We start from the raw sequence: 17,634 nt of genomic DNA on the forward strand, positions 1-17,634 counted from the left end.
TCCGAATCAGACCGGTCTGTCCGGGGGAAGGTCGGTGGGTCGAGATGTCGGGATCTTCTCGGTCTTGGCTTCGGCACCCGGAACCTTGATCCCCTGAGTGTCGAAGAAGCCATGGTCGGCCTCGTCGAGCCCGGGGTCGATCAGCGCGGACTCCGCGCGCAGGCTGAACGAGCCGAGGAGGGCGCCGCCGACCAGCAGCACCAGACCCATCGCGGTGAAGGTGATGGGCAGGATGCGACCCCACAGGGCGACCCGGTCGCGCTCGTCGCCGGCGCTGGCGACCTGGGACTCGACGGTCTCCTCGTTGAACGTCACCTTGAAGTCGACGAACGTGACCTCCGGCTTGAGCGGCTCGCGGGCGTAGTAGTGGTAGCCGTGCTCGTCCTTCTTGACGATCGTCCCCGACACCGGGTCGACCCAGAAGGTGCGCTGCGCGGCGTAGTACCGCGACATCGTGATCGGCTCCTCGGGCTCACCGGGCACACCCCACATCGCAGCCCGCGCGGTGACCTCGCTGTCGGCGTCGTCCTCGTAGAGCGACGCGTACTTCACCGGCTCCACGAGCTTGCCGTCGGAGTCGTAGCCGACGTTCTGGGTGAACCGGTACGTGGTCATGCCGTTGACGTCTTCTTCGCCGTCGTAGTTGGCGTCGAACGCCTTCTGCGCGATCGGATCGAAGACGGAGTAGGTCTTCTTCTCGGTGTCGAACGGGAACCGGTAGGCCAAGCCCTCGTGTGGCAGCGCGATGTTGGTCGGCGGCTTGTCGTCCTCCATGGCGCGCGGCTTCTGCACCGCGCCGCCCGGATTGCTCTCGCTCGACACCGCCTCGGCGGTGCTGCGGTTCACGGTCACGGTGTCGACCAGCGCCAACAGCAACCCCGCGTCCTGCTGTTTGTCGGTGCGGCGCAGCGTGGAGCCCACCTGCATCGTCACCACGTCGGCGTTCGACGGCGACTCCACCGTGAGCTGCTCCTGCTGGACCATCGGCACGTCGCGGTCGACGACGAACCGGTCGCTGTTCAGCGATGCCGGGTCGAAGGCCATTCCGCTGCCGTCGCTGATCAGCGTGGCATCGAGGTCCAGCGGGATCTTGGCGATCTTGCTGTGGGTGTAAGTGGACAGCAACAGTGCGGCGATCAACAGGGCGGCACCCAGCCCCAAGATCCCGCAAGCCGCAATCCGCAGCGCCACTGCGCGGTTCAAACCGTGCCTCCTTCAACTGCGGTATGCCCGCAGAAACCCGTTTGACCCTAACAGCACAATTTAAGGTCGTCGTCGGTCCAGACGCATCCGCCGACCCGTGGCACCCGTGTTCGGCCGCACCGGGCACACTGATTTCGTGGCAGTTTTGGCGGCCGGCGATACTCGCGACGAGCAGGTGGGCGGAACCCGCGGGTTCCTGCCTGCGGTGGAGGGTATGCGGGCCTGCGCCGCGGTCGGCGTCGTCGTGACCCACGTGGCGTTCCAGACCGGCCACACCGGCGGGGTCAGCGGACGGCTGTTCGGCCGGTTCGATCTCGCGGTGGCGCTCTTCTTCGCCCTCTCGGGCTTCCTGTTGTGGCGCGGGCACGCCTCGGCCGCGCGCGGGCTGCGGCCGATCCCACCGACCGGCCACTACCTGCGCTCCCGGATCGTGCGCATCATGCCCGGGTACCTCGTCGCGGTCGTGGTGATCCTGTCGCTGCTGCCCGAGGCCAAAGCCGACCTGACGGTGTGGTTGGCCAATCTCACCCTGACCCAGATCTATGTGCCGCTGACGCTCACCGCGGGACTGACACAGATGTGGAGCCTGTCGGTCGAGGTCGCGTTCTACATGGCGCTGCCGCTGCTGGCGCTGCTGGTGCGACGAGTCCCGGTGCGGGCCCGCATCCCGGTCATCGCCGCCGCGGGAATCGCCAGCCTCGGGTGGGCGGTGCTGCCGATCGCGACATCGGCCGGCGTCAACCACCTGAACTGGCCGCCCGCCTTCTTCTCCTGGTTCGCCGCGGGCATGCTGCTCGCCGAGTTGACCGTCGCCCCCGTCGGATGGCCGCATCGGCTGGCCCGGCGGCGGGTGCTGATGGCCGTCATCGCAGTTGCGGCCTTTTTGGTCGCCGCCTCGCCGCTCGCCGGGCCCGAGGGCCTCACCCCGGGCACCGTCAGCCAGTTCGTCGTCAAGATCGCGATGGGCGCCGTGGTCGCGGGTGCGCTGCTTGCCCCGCTGGTTCTCGACCGACCCGACACACCGCATCGACTGCTGGGCAGCACGACGATGGTGACGTTGGGGCGATGGTCCTACGGATTGTTCATCTGGCATCTCGCCGCGCTGGCGATGGTGTTCCCGGTCATCGGCGAGTTCGCGTTCAACGGGCACATGCCGGTGGTGCTGGTGCTGACGGTGGTGTTCGGGTTCGCGATCGCCGCGGTCAGCTACGCGCTGGTGGAGTCGCCGTGCCGAACGGCGTTGCGGCGCTGGGAGTATCGCCACACCCGGCCGGTGCCGCCATTGGACTCGTCGGTCAACAGCGTGCCTGAGCCCGTCGCGCGATGACCTCGTCGCGCACCGCCGAACGGCGCGCCTTGCCCGCGTCGTCGCGTAACGGCGCGTCGGTGAACTCGACCGTGCGGGGCACCTTGTGGCGCTCGAGCCGCTCGGACAGGAACGCGACGACGCCCGCCTCGTCCAGACCGTCGGCATGCACGAGCGCATGCGGCACCTGGCCCAGATCGTCGTCGGGGACGCCGACCACCAGACACGACAGCACCGCGGGGTGCTCGGACAGCGCCGACTCGATCTCGGCGGGATAGACGTTTTTGCCGCCGACGGTGAACATGTCCACCCGGCGGTCGCTGAGGTAGAGGAAGCCGTCGTCGTCGAAGTACCCGAGATCGCCCAGCGAGTCCCAGCCGTCGCGGGACTTCGCCGTCGCGCCGACATAGCGGTAGGTCGGTCCGCTGCCCGGCGACGGTCGCATGTAGATCTCGCCGACCACCTCGGGCGGGCACTCGTTGCCGTCGTCGTCGAGCACCTTCATCTCCCCGGTGACGACGACACCGACCGAGCCCGGGTGGGCCAACCACTGGCTACCGGAGATGAACGTCAACGCCTGTAATTCGGTGCCGCCGTAGAGTTCCCACACGGTATCGGGCTGCAGGATCTCGATCCAGGCTCGCTTGACCGCGGGGGGACACGGTGCGCCGACATGCCAGAACCGCCGGATCGACGACAGGTCATAGGCATCGGGATCGGCCCGGTACACGGGAAGCAGGCGCTGCATGATCGTGGGTACCGTCGTCAACCACGTCACCCGGTGCTCGGTCACCAGGCGCAGGAACTCGTGCGGTTCGAATCGCGGCATCAACACCAGGTGATGGCCCTGCACGAGTCCGATCGCGAACGTGGTGAAGCCGGTGTTGTGGCTCATCGGCACCGAGATCAGGTTGACGTCACCCTCCTGCGCCCCAAGCGGATAACCCACCAGCGGGGGGAAGCGGCTGTCGTTGCCGGCCTCGATCAGCTTGGGCCTGCCGGTGCTGCCGCCCGATGCCATCGCCTTGAACACCGGCGACACCTTCTCGGGCAGCGGCGCGTCCGACAGATCCCGATCCGGCATGTAACCCGCTGGCACACTTGCTATTCGGCCGGCGGGGTCGTCGCGGCCGACCACCAGTGCGCGCGGCCGAAGGTCGAGCAGCCCGGCCAGTTCGGCGTCCGGAAGCCGAGGAGAGAGCGGCTGCGGAATGGCCCCCAGCTTCCAGATCGCCAGCACCGCCTGCACCCACTCGATGGAGTTCGGCAACACCACCGAGACGTAATCGCCTTCTCCCACACCGAGTTCGGCGTAGGCACGGGCCAGTCGGTTGGTCGTCGCGTCGAGTTCGCTGCGGGTGAGGGTGACGTCCTCACAGGTGACAGCGGGTGCGTCTGGGTCGGCCGCGGCCAGCTGCGACAGCTGCGTGCTGATCGGCGGGGTCGGCTCCGGCACGTCAGTAACCGCCGCGTGTCTCGAAGATCCGGCGCGGGTTGTCGACGAGCATCGTCGTGAGCTGCTCTTCGGTGACGCCCCGTTTCTTGAGGGCCGGGATCACGTCGTTGTGAATGTGCAGGTAATGCCAGTTGGGCATGGTCTGCTCAGCCAGCCCCTCCGGCAACCAGTCCATGTAGCAGGACGCGTCGTGCGACAACACCATTTTGTCGGCGTGACCGCGTTCGCACATCCGCGCCACGGTGTCCACCCGCTCCTCGAAGCCCAGGAATACGTCCACCCCGAACCGGTCCATCCCGATATAGGAGCCGTTGTCGATCAGCTCCTCCAGGTAGGCCAGGTCCGTGCTGTCGCCGGAATGACCGATGACGACGCGGGATAGGTCCACCCCCTCCTCGCTGAACACCCGCTGCTGATCCAGGCCTCGCTTGGTCGCGGCGTGGGTGTGCGTCGAGATCGGGACGCCGGTTTCCCGGTGCGCCTGGGCCACCGCCCGCAGCACCCGCTCCACGCCGGGTGTCAGGCCGGGCTCGTCGGTCGCGCACTTGAGGATCGCCGCCTTGACGCCGGTGCCCGCGATGCCGGTGGTGATGTCGCGGACGAACATGTCGACCATCGGCTCGCCGAGCGGGGTTTCCGGCCCGCTGAAGTGAAAGAACATCGGGACGTCGTTGTAGGTGTAGACGCCGGTCGCCACGATGATGTTGATGCCGGTCTGCGCGGCGATACGCTCGATGCGCGGAACGTAGCGCCCCATGCCGATCACCGTGAGATCGACGATGCTGTCGACTCCGCGCGATTTGAGCTCGTTGAGGCGGACGACGGCGTCGGCCTCCCGTTGGGCGTCGTCGCCCCAGACCTCGGGATAGTTGGTGGTGATGTCGAGGGACTGGATGAAGACGTGTTCGTGCATGAGCGTGACGCCCAGGTCTGCGGTGTCGATCGGTCCGCGGGCGGTGTTCAGTTCCGGCACGCGGCCGATGCTACGAGATAGCGGCCGTTCAATCGGGTACTTGAAACTCGATTCATAGCGAAAGGCCAGAACCGTATGGCGGCATCGTCGAATGTCCGCGCCGCGCCGTCTGCGTGGGCGCCGCTGCGGTCGCCGATGTATCGGGCGTTGTGGATCGCGCAGCTCGTGTCGAACCTCGGTACATGGATGCAGACGGTCGGCGCGCAGTGGATGCTGGTCGGCGATCCCGGCGCCGCGGTGCTGGTTCCCTTGGTGCAGACCGCGACGACGCTGCCGGTGATGTTGTTGGCGTTACCTTCGGGCGTGGTTGCCGACCTGATCGACCGGCGGCGCCTGCTGATCGCCACGCAGTCGGCGATGGCGGCCGGGGTCTCGGTCTTGGCGATCTTGACCGGAGTCGGATTGACGACCCCGGCGGTGCTGCTGATCCTGCTGTTCCTGATCGGTTGCGGACAGGCGTTGACGGCTCCGGCGTGGCAGGCCATCCAGCCCGAACTCGTTCCGCGCGAACAGATTCCCGCCGCGGCGGCGTTGACCAGCCTGGCCCTGAACAGCGCGCGGGCGATCGGGCCCGCGATCGCGGGTGTGCTGGTGTCCCTTTCGGGGCCGACGATGGTGTTCGCGCTGAACGCGGTGTCGTTCGTCGGCATCGTCGTGGTGCTGTTCACTTGGCGACGCCCGGCCGAGGAACGGTTGCTGCCCACCGAGCGGCCGCTGTCTGCGTTGACCGCGGGCGGGCGGTACATCCGCAGCTCGCCGGTGGTGCGGCGCATCCTGCTGCGGGCACTGCTGTTCATCGCTCCCGGCAGCGCGCTGTGGGGTCTGCTCGCGGTCATCGCCGATCGACAACTGCACCTGTCGTCGGCGGGCTACGGCCTGCTACTGGGTGCGCTCGGCTTCGGCGCGGTGTGCGGCGCGGTGGTGCTGTCCCGATTGCAGTTCCGGTTCGGGCGAAACGCCCTGTTGACCGTGGGCGCCGTCGGTTTCGGGCTCGCCACCGCGGTGTTGGCGCTCGTCCCGGTGCTGGCGGTGGTGGTCGTCGCGATGATCGTCGGCGGCATGTCCTGGTTGCTCACCCTGTCGACGCTGAACGCGTCGATGCAGCTGAGCCTTCCGGCCTGGGTGCGGGCGCGCGGCCTGTCGGTCTACCAGCTGGTGTTCATGGGTGGGCAGGCCATCGGCTCGCTGGTCTGGGGCCTGGTGGCCGGAGCCACCAGCAGCGTCACCGCCCTGCTGATCGCGGCGGGGTTCCTCACCGCGTGCGCGGTATCGCTGCTGTGGTGGCCGCTGCATCCGGGCACCGGCAACCTCGATGTCGAACCCTCGGGGCACTGGCCGGAACCGGCGCTGGTGTTCGAACCCGCCCCGCCCGACGGTCCGGTCCTCGTGCTCAAGACCTACCGGGTCGCATCGGAGAACGAGGCGGCGTTCGTCGCGGCGATGGACCGGGTGAAGCGTTCGCGGCAGCGCACCGGCGCCGTGCAATGGCGGTTGTTCCGCAGCGGCGAATTCTCCAACACGTTCGTCGAGGCGTTCGTCGTGCGATCGTGGTACGAGCACCTGCATCAGCACGTCGTGCGGCAGACGGGCCAGGACCTGATCGCCGAGCAGGAGGTCGACAAGTACGTCGTCGGCGAACCCAAGCTCGAGCATCTGATCGCGGTCAGCTGAGCCGCTTCTCGGGCCGCACGGTCGACGCCGCGACCGCGGCCACCGAGATCAACGCCAGCAGCTGCACGCCCCACGAATGCCCGATGTAGCCGTCGACCGAACGCCACGGGTTCTGGCTCAGCACCGCACCGGCCAGGATCAACCCGCCGGCGGCGGTACCGACCGTGACTGCCTCGCAGAGCTTTTCGCGATTGCGCAGCAGCCAGCGTGCACCGATCGCCAGGCCGACCACCGCGACACCCACCATTCCCGAGATCGCCGCGCCGACGGCCAGCGCCGCGGCCCCGACCGCGACGGGACGCGGCCGCCACACCGGCACCGGATCGACGGCCGACAGGCGCCTGCGCGTCGGCACGAAAGCGAGCAGCGCGAGCACCGGCAGCAGCGCCAATCCGCCGATGAGGCCGGCACGGTAGGGCACGTTCGTCGGGAAGCTCAGCGTGACCGGGCCCGCCGTACCCGGCGGCAGCACCCAGCCCTGCTGCCAGCCGTTCACCGTGATCGGCGTGAGCCGGGACCCGGCGCTGTCGTGGGCTACCCAGCCGGGGTTGATGCTTTCGGGTACGACGAGCACCCGGGACGCCGATGACGGCGCGACGGTCACCTCGCGACGGTCTGCGCTCCACTGCCCGGTCTCCGCGGGAATGGTTGACGCCGGGCGTATTTCGTCGGCCTGGGGCCCGGCGAGCTGAGCCCCGTCGACGATGAACGCCGCGCGGGGGCTGATCACCAACTCCTGCTGACCCTCGGGTAGCAGGATCGGCTCGGCACGGCACGCGCGCGCGGCGACGGGCTCACCGTCGAGCAGGGCGCCGACGGTAGTGGTGAGCGAGGTCTGCACGAACTCACCTGCGACGCCGATGACCGGGCCCCTCCCGCAGGGCATTTCGATGGTGCGGTTCCGGTTGGCGGCGGCGTCGGCGGCCGCGATCGGTTCGCCGCGGGTGTCGAGCGCGGTCACCTCGGCCAGGCCGGGAGGTTTGAGTTGGTCGAAGCCGAGCGCCGTCCGGTCGATGACGTCGTCCCAGTCGAGAATGGAGATCGTCACCGTGTCGGTGACCCTCGGCTTGAGGTCCATCCTCTGTGCCCCCGCATCGCCGGCCACCGGGCGGATCTGCGGACCGTCGCCGAGGTCGACGGCCAGCAGCGTCGGGCGTGCGGGCAGCTCCGACGAACCCGGCGACACCTGCAGCCCGGCGACCTCGCTCCGCCTCGGGAGTTTCAGCGTCACCGTCGGCCGCGTCCCCTGCTGCACGACCCGCTGCGGGGCGGTCCACGCCGTGCCCGGGTCACCGTCCGCCGCGGCGTAGGCCGAGCCGAGCACGTCGATCGGATCGGCTTCGCCCAGTGCCCGGGCGGCACCGGGCGCGCTGATGAGGTCGGCGAGTTGGGGCCCCTGACGGGCACGCACCCACACGGTCGGTGTCACCGCGATCGGCTCCGGAACCGTCAGTGTCCGGCTCAGGTTCACGGGCTCCTCGGCCGACAGCGCCATCAACGCCGCACACCGGTATCCGGTCGGGCTCTGCGCGCAGCCCGACCGTCCCAGCAGCTCCGAACCCAGGTCCCATTGCGCGACAGTCGAATCCGGAGGCGGACCGGGCACGGCCACGGTGTGGCGCAGGCTGACGGGGTGGGCGAAGCCGTTCGCGTCGTACTGGGTGACCGCGAGGTCGGTGATCCCGAACTGCACGCCTGGTGACCCGTCGTCGGTGGCCACCGCGGTGAGGCGCACCCACGGTGACTCGCCGTAGGGCAGTGCCGCGGTGAGCGGCTTGCCCGCCTCGTCGAAACGAAGGGTGCTGGTGCCGTTCACCGTCGAGATCTCGATCCGGCGGATCTGCGCGCCGACCGCGGTCGCGCTGGGCGTGACCGTGATGGTCGCGTTGGTCACGGGGTGGTCGAAGTCCACCTGCATCCACTGGCCGATCGCCGACTGCAGCGAGTTGGAGACCCAACTTGTCGACGGGTCGGCGTCGACCGCAGCGGCCGGACCTGCCGCCGGTGCGACATTGGGAAGCGCCGTGGAATCGGCCGCCGAACTCGACACCGACACCCGGCCGCCGTTCCACTGTCCGTAAACGACATCGGTTCCGGGAGAAGGATAATCGATGACCCGGTTGTGGGTGTGCCGCGGCTCGTCGGGAGTGCGGATGGCCGAGGAGTGATCGTCGACCCGGCCGTAGTCGGTTTCTCGTGCCAGTGGGGTGTCAGTGACGGTGACCAACGGTGCCGGCACGCCCGCGCGTTCGGCGTCGGCGGTCAACAGCATGGGCCCCAACGGGGGACGGTCGAGCAGTCGGCGGCGCTCGTCGAGCCGCAACAACGCCTCGGGTGCGCCGTCGACGCGCGCCATGCGGTCGGTGTCGACGAGGTAAGGCGTCACCGGGATTTCGGCGTCCACCCGGTAGATCTCGACAGCGGGGTAGCGCGGCCGCAGACCGCTGTCGGAGACGAACCCGGTCAGAGTGCCCGCGCCGACCGGATCGCCGAACTCGGCGACCTTCTCCAGCCCCGGTGAGCCGTCGACCGCGCGGTGCACGAGCAGCGGCCGGGCCGACCGTGATGACTCTGGATCCAGGTCATTGCGCACCACGACGTACGAGATCCCCTGGCGGGCAAGGGTATCCGCGAGGCCCGCGGATGGGCGGCCCGCGGCGAACAACCGCTGCACGGAGTCCAGCGCGCGGATGGTCTGCGGCGGGGTCAGCGGAATCGAATCGCGCACACCCCATGCGCTGTCACCGAGCACCTGCAGCGGCTCGTCGTGGCTGTTGCCCCACACCTGGGTGGCGAAGGGAGCGCCAGGCGCCACCAGGACGCGGCCGCCGGTGTTGTGTTCATCGAGCCAATCGGCGGTGTCGTGCCAGTACTGCGGGATCGCATCGAAAGCGCCTGGCGGAGTGAGTCGTCCGGTCCAAGCCAGCGACGTGCCCGCGGCCAGTGCGACCAGAACCACCATCCCCACCGCGACGCGTTTGTCCCGTTCGGGATGCGCCAACGCGCTCGTCCACTGCGCCCGCGGCGCGCTACCCGGCAGCGGAATGCGGCCGAGCAGATGCGCCAACCCCAACGCCAGCGGCAGCCGCAACAGGGGTTCGAGCTTGTGCAGGTTGCGCAGCGGCGTCCCCGAGGCGTCGAGGAACGCCTGAACCTGCAGCGCGATCGGCGAGCCCAGCCCGCCGGAGTAGCCGACGGCGAGCAGCGTGACACCGGTCAGCAGGATGACGATCAGACGGCCGCGGGCGGGCATCGTCCTCGACGCCAGCCCCGCCAGGCCCGCGGCGGCAACCAGCGTGGTGGCCAGCACGGCGACCGAACCGGTCACCAGCGACGCGCCCGCCGTCGCGTTGGGCGCGACGAACGGGGTCCACGCGTCGGTGCCGCGCAGCATCTCGGTCAGCGACATCCACCGCGTCGTCACGCCGGAGGATTCGATGAAGTCGAGAAACGGTGGGCTGACCCGGCCCAGCATCACCAGCGCGACCGCCCACCACAGCACCGCCAGCGCGATGCCGAGCGCCCACCACGCCGTGAACCGCCACCACAGCTTGGTGGGCCGATGGCACGCCAGCCAGATGGCCGCGCACAGGCAGCCGGTGAGGGTGGCCACCGCGTTGACCGCACCCATCAGTGCGATCGCCACCGCGGAGCGCATCGCCAACACCCGGACGCGGGGATCCCCCTTCAACACGAGTATCACCGGCAGCAGCACCCACGGCGCCAGCATCATCGGAAGGGTCTCCGACGAGATCGCGCCCAGTGTGGTCAGCGCCCGCGGCGACAGCGCGTAGGCCACCGCGGCGATCACCCGCGACGTGGGGCTGCCGATGCCGAGCGCCTCGGCCACCCGCAGCACACCCCAGAACCCGACCACCAGCAGCAGCGCCCACCACAGCCGCTGGGTGACCCAGCCGGGCAACCCGACGATGTCGCCGATCAGGAAGAAGGTGCCGTGCGGGAACAGATACCCGTAGGCCTGGTTCTGGGCCTGGCCGAAGGGCAGCTCGCTGTTCCACAAGTTGAACGCGCGCGCGAGGAACCGCAGCGGATTGGCGGTCAGGTCGAGCTTGGTGTCGGGTGAGATCTGTCCTGGTGACTGGGCGAACGTCAGGACCAGCGCCGCCGCAGCGGCCACCCACAACCAGCGCCGGGAGAGCGGGGCCGTTTGCTCGGCGGCCCGGGAATCAGCTGCGGTCGCCGTACTCGACCCTGTTGAGCACCGAAGACGCCGGATCGCCCGCTTGCAGAGGAGGCTTGTTGTCCTGCTGCACCATCAGCGTCACACCGAAGACGGCTGCCGCGCCCAACAGCAGACCGACCACGATGCTGGCGGCGGCGGGCACGAGGAACCGATCCATGCGGCAAAAGTAGCATGCGGCCCATGTGCGCAGCTGAAGGCATGTTCTCACCGCACACGCCGACCACGAGATAGAACTGAGCCCCTACAGCAGTTAGTGTCGAGGCCCATGGCCTTGCCCCGCGCATTGTGTGCCCTCGCCGCCGCTCCCGTATTGCTGATGGCGTGCTCGCCTGCCGCGCAGGAAGCCGCGCCGTCCCCGACGTCCGCACCCATCACCAAGGCGGCGACCGCCGTGCCCGCGGCTCCCGCGCCGGGTGCTCCCGCCGCTCCGGCGTGTGGAGCCGGCGAGTCGCTGCTGGCGGCGATGTCGACCCGCGACAAGCTCGCCCAGCTGTTGATGGTCGGGGTCTCGAACGCGGGTGACGCGCGCGCGGTCGTCGACAATCACCACGTCGGCGGCATCTTCGTCGGCAGCTGGACCGACCTGTCGATGCTGTCCGACGGCTCACTGGCGGGCATCGCTGCATCGGCGACCCCGCTACCGCTCGCGGTCAGCGTCGACGAGGAGGGCGGCCAGGTGTCGCGGTTGGCCGGGTTGATCGGCAGCCAACCGTCGCCCGCCTCGCTGGCGGCCAGCAGCACGCCAGACGAGGTGTACAACATCGCGCTGAAGCGGGGTCAGGCCATGCGCGGGCTCGGCATCACGATCGACTTCGCGCCGGTCGTCGACGTCGAGGGGGGCGGTGCGATCGGTGACCGGTCGTTCGGCTCCGATCCGGCCGTCGTCACCGATTTCGCCGGCGCGTATGCCCGTGGCCTGCGTGACGGCGGCGTGATGCCGGTGCTCAAGCACTTCCCCGGCCACGGGCGCGCCTCGGGCGACTCGCATACCGGCGGTGTCACGACGCCGCCGATCGGTGACCTGCAGACCACCGATCTGGTGCCGTACCGGACGCTGACCAGCCAGGCGCCGGTCGGAGTGATGGTCGGTCACCTCCAGGTGCCCGGGCTGACCGGCAGCGATCCAGCCAGCCTGAGCCCGGCGGCCTACGCGCTGCTGCGGTCGGGCAACTACGGCGGCCAGCCGTTCAACGGCCCGGTGTTCACCGATGATCTGTCCGGTATGCGGGCCATCACCGACCGGTTCGGGGTCGCCGAGGCGGCGCTGCGGAGCCTGCAAGCGGGCGCCGACGTCGCGCTGTGGCTGAGTACCGGTGAGGTGCCCGCCGTGCTCGACCGGCTGGAGAAGGCGTTGGATGCCGGTGAGCTGTCGATGTCCAGCGTCGACGCCTCGGTGCTGCGGATCGCTGGGATGAAGGGCCCCAACCCGCGGTGCTAATTCCCCACCCGCCACCCCTGCTAGTTCCCACCCACGCCCGTCGCTGACGCCTGCCGGGCAGGCGATTGCTTACCCTGGTGGAATGGCCGGAGGTACCAAGCGGTTGCCGCGCGCGGTGCGCGAGCAGCAGATGCTGGACGCCGCCGTGCAGATCTTCTCGGTCAACGGCTACCACGAGACGTCGATGGACGCGATCGCCGCCGAGGCGCAGATCTCCAAGCCGATGCTGTACCTGTACTACGGCTCCAAGGAAGAGTTGTTCGCGGCGTGCCTGGATCGGGAGCTGGCGCGGTTCGTCGACGAGGTCCGCAGTCAGATCGACTTCAAGCAGAGCCCGAAAGACCTGTTGCGCACCGCGGTCCTGGCCTTCCTGAACTACATCGACGCCAACCGCGCGTCGTGGATGGTGCTCTACAGCCAGGCCACCAGCTCGCAGGCGTTCGCCCACACCGTGCGCGAAGGCCGCGAGCGCATCATCGACCTGGTGGGCAGGCTGCTGCGCTCGGGTACCCGAAACCCCGAGCCCGACACCGACTTCGACATGATGGCCGTCGCGCTCGTGGGCGCCGGTGAGGCGGTGGCGTCGCGGGTCAGCACCGGTGACGCCGGCGTCGACGAGGCCGCCGAGCTGATGATCAACCTGTTCTGGCGCGGCCTGAAGGGCACCCCCTCAGACCATCCCATCGAGACTGCGGTCAGATCGCCCAACTAGCCCCAGCGCTTACAGCGAGCGCACCGTCCCGAACAGATGCGGCTCGCGCTTCTTCATGTCGCGCAACGTCAGATCCCAGCCGTCGGACACCCGGTCGACGTACAGGCCCGCGCTCGCGGGCAGCACCACGGGCTTGGCGAACTTGACCGAATACTTCACCGCATCCGGCAGCTGGCCCTCGATGTTGGCCAGAACCGCTGCCGCGCTGAACATTCCGTGCGCGATGACGGTCGGGAAACCGAACAGCTTGGCCGCGATCGCATTGGTGTGGATCGGGTTGTGGTCGCCGCCCACCGAAGCGTAATGGCGGATCTGCCCCGGGGTGATGCGCAGCATCGCGTTCGGCGGACCGAGTTTCGGCGGCTTCTGCGGCGGCGGCTTGGGCTCGTCGGACAGGCTCGTGCGCTGCTGGTGCAGGAACGTCGTGATCTGGTGCCACGCCTGCTCGTTGCCGACGTTGACGTCGGTCACGATGTCGACCAGCAGGCCGCGCCGATGCTCACGCAGATTTTCCGCGTGCACCTTCACCGAGACGGAGTCGGTCACGGCGATCGGGCGGTACTGCGTGATGTGGTTTTCGATGTGCACCGAACCCATTGCTGCAAAAGGGAAGTCGAATCCGGTGACCAACGACATCAACGTCGGGAACGTCAGCGCGAACGGATACGTCAGCGGCACGGTGTCCCCGAACTGCAGCCCGGTCACAGCCGCGTAGGCCGCCACGTTTTCGGGATCGATCTTCAGATCCTCGACGGTCAGCGTGCGGTCGGGCAGCGTCTCGCCGCGCGGCACGAACGGCAGGGCGCCCGCCGCCGCGCGCGCCAGGTTCATCAGCCCGGACGGTTGGCTCACGTCACGCCCCCAACCACGCCTGGCCGCACACCCGCACCGTGTTACCCGTGACGGCGTTGGACGCGGGGCTGGCGAAGTAAGCGATGGTCTCGGCGACATCGACCGGCTGGCCGCCCTGGTAGAGGGAATTGAGCCGGCGCCCCACCTCGCGGGTGGCCAGCGGAATCGCCTCGGTCATCTTGGTCTCGATGAAGCCCGGGGCCACCGCGTTGACGGTGACGCCCTTGTCGGCATAGGCCTCCGACAGGGTGTCGGTCAGGCCGATCATGCCCGCCTTGGTGGCCGCGTAGTTGGTCTGCCCGCGGTTGCCCGCGATGCCGGCCATCGACGACAGGCCGACGATCCGGCCGCCCTCGCCCAGTACTCCGTTGTCCACCAGACCTTCGGCGAGGGCAAGCGGCGCAACGAGATTCACGGCGACGACCGAATCCCAGCGGCCCTCGTCCATGTTGGCGAGCAGCTTGTCGCGGGTGATGCCCGCGTTGTTGACGAGGATGTCGACGCGACCGTCATAGTGGTCCCGCACGTGCTCGGTGATGCGGTCGACGGCGTCGGCGGCGGTCACGTCGAGGGCCAGCGCGGTCCCGCCGACCTTCGTGGCGGTCACGCCGAGCGCTTCCTGCGCCCCCTCGACGTCGATGCAGATCACCTTCGCCCCGTCGCGGGAGAACACCTCGGCGATCGTCGCGCCGATACCGCGGGCGGCGCCGGTCACGATCGCGACCTTGCCGTCCAGCGGCCGGTCCCAGTCGGCGGGTGGCGCCGCGTCGTCGGGGCCGACCCGGAACACCTGCCCGTCGACGTAGGCGGACTTGCCCGAGAGCAGGAACCGCATCGTCGACTCCAGACCCGTCGCGGCGGGCTTGGCGTCGGGGGACAGGTAGACCAGGTTCACCGTCGCGCCGCGGCGCATCTCCTTGCCCAGCGAGCGGGTGAAGCCCTCGAGCGCACGCTGGGCGATGCGCTCGTGTTCGTTGCCGGCCTGCTCGGGTGTGGTGCCGATGACGACGACGCGGCCCGAGGGCCCGAGGTTGCGCAGCAGCGGGGTGAAGAACTCGTACAGCCCCTTGAGGCCGGTCGGTTCGGTGATACCGGTGGCGTCGTACACCAGCCCGCCGAAGGAGTCGGCCCAGCGCCCCCCGAGGTTGTCGGAGACGACGTCGTAGTCCTCGGCCAGCGCGGTGCGCAGCGGTTCCACGAGTCGGCCCTCCCCGCCGATCAGCAGCGTGCCGGCCAGCGGCGGATCACCCGGCTTGTACCGGCGCAGCGTCTCGGGCTGAGGGATGCCGAGTTGCTTGGCGAGGAACGATCCGGGCGTCGAGTGGACGATTTGCGAGTACAGATCGGATGCCATGAGGACGAACTTACTCCAGAGTAAGAAGGGTGGGTACTATGGGTGCATGCCTAGTGATACCCGCCGACGCGTCGCCATCCTCGGTGGCAACCGAATTCCTTTCGCCCGCTCCGATGGCGCCTACGCCAGCGCGTCGAACCAGGACATGTTCACCGCCGCGCTGGGCGGCCTGATCGAACGCTTCAGCCTCGAGGGGGAGACGCTCGGCGCGGTGATCGGTGGGGCCGTGCTCAAGCACAGCCGCGACTTCAACCTGATCCGCGAGTGCGTGCTCGGCAGCGCGCTGTCGTCGTACACGCCGGCGTTCGACATCCAGCAGGCGTGCGGCACCGGCCTGCAGGCGACCATCTCCGCGGCCGACGGCATCGCCGCGGGACGCTACGAGGTAGCCGCGGCCGGCGGTGTCGACACCGCGTCGGACGCGCCGATCGCGCTCAGCGACGACCTTCGCCGCACGCTGCTGGGACTGCGCCGCGCGAAGTCGAACGTCGACCGGCTCAAGCTCGTGGGCAAACTGCCCGCCTCGTTGGGCATCCAGATCCCGGTCAACAGCGAGCCTCGCACCGGTATGTCGATGGGTGAGCACGCCGCCGTCACCGCCAAGGAGATGGGCATCAAGCGCGTCGACCAGGACGAGTTGGCCGCCGCGAGTCACCGCAACATGAGCGCCGCCTACGACCGCGGCTTCTTCGACGATCTCGTCACGCCGTTCCTGGGCGTGTACCGCGACAACAATCTGCGCGCCGACTCCTCGGCAGAGAAACTCGCCAAGCTCAAGCCGGTGTTCGGGGTGCGTAACGGCGACGCGACGATGACGGCGGGTAACTCCACGCCGCTGACCGACGGCGCTTCGGTGTCCCTGCTGGCGACCGACGAGTGGGCCTCGGCGCATGGCATCGAGCCGCTTGCCTACTTCGTCGACGCGGAGACCGCCGCAGTGGACTACGTCAACGGCAAGGACGGGTTGCTGATGGCGCCGACGTACGCGGTGCCGCGGCTGCTGGCCCGCAACGGGCTGAGCCTGCAGGACTTCGACTTCTACGAAATCCACGAGGCGTTCGCATCGGTGGTCCTCGCGCACCTGCAGGCGTGGGAGTCCGAGGAGTACTGCAAGGAACGCCTCGGTTTGGATGCCGCGCTGGGGTCGGTCGACCGGTCGAAGCTCAACGTCAACGGGTCGTCGTTGGCCGCGGGCCATCCGTTCGCCGCGACCGGCGGGCGGATCGTGTCGCAGTTAGCCAAGCAGCTAGCCGAGAAGAAGAAAGAGACCGGTCAACCGGTGCGTGGGCTGATCTCGATCTGCGCGGCCGGCGGGCAGGGTGTCGCGGCCATTCTGGAGGCCTGACCAGCCCGGCAGGCCTGAAAGAAAATACTGACGGCAGCGTGTAACACCCCCCGGAACCGCACCGATACACCGGATAGCTCCGTGCTGCCGTCTGACCCCCCGACCCGACGGCAGTACGGGGCTCTTGACGTTCTGGCGCCCATGCTTCGATGGTGGGGTGCAGATCAGCGTCGCCCTCACCGGACTCATCACCGACGCCGACGGCCGCTCACCGCTCGACGGCGTCCTGGCGAAACTGACGTCGTTACGCGACGAGGGGTTTCGCAGGGTGTGGATGGCGCAGCTGCCCTACGACCCCGACCTGTTGACGATCCTGGCCGTTGCGTTCCGCGAGATCGACACCATCGAGGTCGCGTCGGGCGTCATCCCCATCCAGGTCCAGCACCCCACCCAGCTGGCGCAGCGCGCGTTGACACTGAACGCCATCGCCGGCGGCCGCTTCACCCTCGGCATCGGGCTGAGCCATCGCATGGTGACCGAAGGGGTATGGGGCGTCTCCTACGACAAGCCGGTGCGGCAGATGCGCGAATACCTCGACGCGCTGCTGCCCCTGCTGGCAGGTGAGCCCGCGGACGCCTCCGGGGACTTCTGGACCACCCGAGGCTCGCTGAAGGTGCCCGGCGCCCCGCGGCCAGACGTTTACCTCGCGGCGCTGGGCCCGCAGATGCTGCGGCTTGCCGGTCGGCGCAGCGCCGGGACGATGACGTGGATGACCGGCCCCAAGACTCTGGCCGACCACGTGGTCCCGACCCTGCGCGGGGCCGCGGTGGAGGCAGGCCGCGACGAGGGCTCGGTTCGTGTGGTGGCGTCGTTGCCGATCAGCGTCACCGACGACGTCGACGCCGCCCGGGCCAGAGCCGCCGACGAGTTCGCGATCTACGGGCAGCTGCCGTCGTACCGAGCGATGCTCGACCGCGAGGGCTTCGCCGAGCCTGCGGACGCCGCGATCATCGGCGACGAGGAGACGGTGGCGCAGCGGCTCGACGAACTGAGCGCCGCGGGCGTCGACGAGTTCGTCGCCAGCGTCTTCGACGCCGATCCCGAGGCGCGTGCGCGCACCCGGGCGCTGCTGCGAGCCAAGGGCGACTGAGCAGAAATTCACCCCTGGTGTGATCGAGAA

Annotated in this window: 13 protein-coding genes; 6 read left to right on the forward strand and 7 right to left on the reverse strand. The window is 69.0% G+C overall.

What is annotated here, in order from left to right:
• Positions 1–6: 6 nt before the first annotated feature.
• Positions 7–1,203 carry a cell envelope lipid trafficking protein PgfA gene (pgfA, locus tag AU197_RS19975; RefSeq protein WP_064404718.1) on the reverse strand — a complete coding sequence of 399 codons (1,197 nt, stop codon included), beginning with the start codon at positions 1,201–1,203 and terminating at the stop codon, positions 7–9.
• Between the two features lie 214 nt (positions 1,204–1,417).
• Here pgfA and AU197_RS19980 point away from each other — a divergent pair, with 214 nt between their 5' ends.
• A complete protein-coding gene (locus tag AU197_RS19980) occupies positions 1,418–2,530 on the forward strand; it encodes an acyltransferase family protein (RefSeq protein ID WP_064405064.1) in 1,113 nt (370 codons plus the stop codon).
• On the opposite strand, the gene AU197_RS19985 is transcribed toward AU197_RS19980, so the two are convergent.
• Positions 2,499–3,965, reverse strand: coding sequence for an AMP-binding protein (locus AU197_RS19985; RefSeq protein ID WP_064404720.1), 1,467 nt, complete (start codon positions 3,963–3,965; stop codon positions 2,499–2,501). The genes AU197_RS19980 and AU197_RS19985 overlap by 32 nt on opposite strands.
• Before the next feature lies 1 nt (position 3,966).
• Positions 3,967–4,938, reverse strand: a complete 972-nt coding sequence (locus tag AU197_RS19990; RefSeq protein WP_064404723.1) for a phosphotriesterase family protein — start codon at positions 4,936–4,938, stop codon at positions 3,967–3,969.
• Positions 4,939–5,013: 75 nt separating this feature from the next.
• On the opposite strand from AU197_RS19990, the gene AU197_RS19995 reads away from it, so the two are divergent.
• A complete protein-coding gene (locus tag AU197_RS19995; protein ID WP_064404726.1) occupies positions 5,014–6,609 on the forward strand; it encodes an MFS transporter in 1,596 nt (531 codons plus the stop codon).
• Here the strand turns inward: AU197_RS19995 and AU197_RS20000 are convergent.
• Both AU197_RS20000 and AU197_RS26110 read right to left on the reverse strand, forming a co-directional pair.
• Positions 6,602–10,747: a DUF3367 domain-containing protein gene (locus AU197_RS20000; RefSeq protein ID WP_064404728.1), complete on the reverse strand. Its 4,146-nt coding sequence runs from the start codon at positions 10,745–10,747 to the stop codon at positions 6,602–6,604. The two genes, AU197_RS19995 and AU197_RS20000, sit on opposite strands and share 8 nt — an antisense overlap.
• A gap of 49 nt (positions 10,748–10,796) precedes the next feature.
• Positions 10,797–10,970, reverse strand: coding sequence for a DUF2613 domain-containing protein (locus AU197_RS26110; RefSeq protein WP_066810839.1), 174 nt, complete (start codon positions 10,968–10,970; stop codon positions 10,797–10,799).
• 108 nt (positions 10,971–11,078) lie between these two features.
• Between AU197_RS26110 and AU197_RS20005 the strand changes: the two genes are divergently transcribed.
• Entirely contained in the window at positions 11,079–12,251 is a 1,173-nt protein-coding gene (locus tag AU197_RS20005; RefSeq protein WP_197415609.1) for a glycoside hydrolase family 3 N-terminal domain-containing protein, read from the forward strand.
• Positions 12,252–12,333: 82 nt separating this feature from the next.
• Complete coding sequence (locus AU197_RS20010; protein ID WP_064349270.1) at positions 12,334–12,963, forward strand: TetR/AcrR family transcriptional regulator; 630 nt, start codon at positions 12,334–12,336, stop codon at positions 12,961–12,963.
• 9 nt (positions 12,964–12,972) lie between these two features.
• Here the strand turns inward: AU197_RS20010 and AU197_RS20015 are convergent, their stop codons facing one another.
• Both AU197_RS20015 and AU197_RS20020 read right to left on the reverse strand, forming a co-directional pair.
• Entirely contained in the window at positions 12,973–13,815 is an 843-nt protein-coding gene (locus AU197_RS20015; RefSeq protein ID WP_197415610.1) for a MaoC/PaaZ C-terminal domain-containing protein, read from the reverse strand.
• A 1-nt stretch (position 13,816) separates the two neighbouring features.
• Entirely contained in the window at positions 13,817–15,169 is a 1,353-nt protein-coding gene (locus tag AU197_RS20020) for a 3-oxoacyl-ACP reductase (RefSeq protein WP_064404735.1), read from the reverse strand.
• A gap of 46 nt (positions 15,170–15,215) precedes the next feature.
• On the opposite strand from AU197_RS20020, the gene AU197_RS20025 reads away from it, so the two are divergent.
• The gene (locus AU197_RS20025) at positions 15,216–16,514 is read left to right on the forward strand and encodes an acetyl-CoA C-acetyltransferase (protein ID WP_064404737.1); all 1,299 of its coding nucleotides are present in this window, start codon (positions 15,216–15,218) and stop codon (positions 16,512–16,514) included.
• A gap of 157 nt (positions 16,515–16,671) precedes the next feature.
• Positions 16,672–17,604: a TIGR03564 family F420-dependent LLM class oxidoreductase gene (locus AU197_RS20030; protein ID WP_064404738.1), complete on the forward strand. Its 933-nt coding sequence runs from the start codon at positions 16,672–16,674 to the stop codon at positions 17,602–17,604.
• The last annotated feature ends 30 nt before the right edge of the window (positions 17,605–17,634 follow it).

The organism is Mycobacterium sp. IS-1590 (assembly GCF_001500025.1).
In the GTDB taxonomy this organism is placed as follows: Bacteria; Actinomycetota; Actinomycetes; order Mycobacteriales; family Mycobacteriaceae; genus Mycobacterium.

Coding starts and splice junctions, on each gene's coding strand:
- AU197_RS19980 (WP_064405064.1), top strand. CDS start 1,418: ATGCGGGCCTGCGCCGCGGTCGGCGTCGTCGTGACCCACGTGGCGTTC.
- AU197_RS19995 (WP_064404726.1), top strand. CDS start 5,014: ATGGCGGCATCGTCGAATGTCCGCGCCGCGCCGTCTGCGTGGGCGCCG.
- AU197_RS26110 (WP_066810839.1), bottom strand. CDS start 10,970: ATGGATCGGTTCCTCGTGCCCGCCGCCGCCAGCATCGTGGTCGGTCTG.
- AU197_RS20005 (WP_197415609.1), top strand. CDS start 11,079: ATGGCCTTGCCCCGCGCATTGTGTGCCCTCGCCGCCGCTCCCGTATTG.
- AU197_RS20010 (WP_064349270.1), top strand. CDS start 12,334: ATGGCCGGAGGTACCAAGCGGTTGCCGCGCGCGGTGCGCGAGCAGCAG.
- AU197_RS20020 (WP_064404735.1), bottom strand. CDS start 15,169: ATGGCATCCGATCTGTACTCGCAAATCGTCCACTCGACGCCCGGATCG.
- AU197_RS20025 (WP_064404737.1), top strand. CDS start 15,216: ATGCCTAGTGATACCCGCCGACGCGTCGCCATCCTCGGTGGCAACCGA.